The following is a 1,106-nucleotide window of genomic DNA, read 5'->3' on the forward strand; positions in this document are numbered from 1 at the left end:
GTAGTAAGCCTCGGTGGCGCTGCTGGTGCTGGTGCCGGTAAACAGGTGCTGCGGCGGCAGCACGATTTCGTCGCTGCTGGGGCGGTAGAAGGCTTGCGCGCCCTGGTGCGTGATCTTGGCGCCGCTGGCAGCGATCAGCGCTTCGGCCTGCGCGATCGGCGACACCTGGTTGTCCTCCGGCGTGCGGCCCTTCTCGGGCTCGTAGCCGTCCACCTGGGCGACGTTGAACACCCAGCTCAGGCGGGCGCAGGGGATGCGGCGGCCATTCTCGTCGTCGCCGGCGTCAGCGTCCTTGCGATCGAGCATCTTGAACCAGATGACGGGGGTGCCTTTTTCGCCCTTGCGGACGGTTGCGCCCTTCTCGGACCACTGCTTGAAGGTCGCCCAGGCATTTTCCGAGTAGCCCGCCTCTTGGGCGGCTACCCACAGCATCACCACGTTGGTGCCGCGATACTCGTGTCCGGACACGGCGTTGACCGGCATGGTCAGCGACGGGCCGACCCAGGGGCGTTCGCAAGGGCCGCAGTTTTCGAGGGCGGCAAGAATGGTGTCGGTGATGGTCTGATAGGTGTCGCGCTTGTTTTGCATGGTCTGGCTCCTTTTTGAACCGCCAGTGCGGCGGGAGCCTCCAGCGGCGTAGGGCCATTAGCGGCGCATGCACCCATAGGGCCGAAACGGAGTGGAGGAGGGCTTGCCCTTGCTTGCGGTGCGGCCTGTAGCAGCCTTGCTCCCCTCTGCCGCACGGTTCAAAAAGAGCCCCTTGTCCATGCCGCGCGTACGCCTGGCCAGCATCCGGCCAATGCGCCCTCCATGCGGTCCTGCGCCCCGGAGAGGGACAACCGAGCGAATTTGCACAAAGATGGCCGGAACAGATCCGCGAATTTGCACAAAGACGGCTGTGGGTCGCTCCATGCGGCTCGGAAATGGGTGACCTGGTGGTGGTCGGGTGCATCCGTCAGGGCGATTTCCCCGGCGATCGCGGGGATGCTCGTGGTAATGCCGGCGTCGGCCTCGAGAATGGCGGCTGCTTGCGGCCGCTCGGGGTGTTCCTGGCCCTGCAGGTGGACGGCGTGCCGTAGAAGGGCCTCGGCGAGGCAGGCCGTCAC

The 1,106-nt window shown here is 66.0% G+C and carries 2 protein-coding genes; both read right to left on the bottom strand.

Going from position 1 to position 1,106, the window contains the following annotated elements; all coding sequences use genetic code 11:
- Positions 1-588: ArdC-like ssDNA-binding domain-containing protein (locus EOD15_RS34655; protein ID WP_127409319.1), on the bottom strand; the 588-nt coding region annotated here is incomplete at its 3' end.
- Between the two features lie 158 nt (positions 589-746).
- On the bottom strand, positions 747-1,106 hold a 360-nt coding region (locus tag EOD15_RS36390), incomplete at its 5' end, for a hypothetical protein (RefSeq protein WP_210212219.1).

The sequence above is a fragment of the Mesorhizobium sp. M7A.T.Ca.US.000.02.2.1 genome (genome assembly GCF_003996995.1).
In the GTDB taxonomy this organism is placed as follows: Bacteria; Pseudomonadota; Alphaproteobacteria; order Rhizobiales; family Rhizobiaceae; genus Mesorhizobium.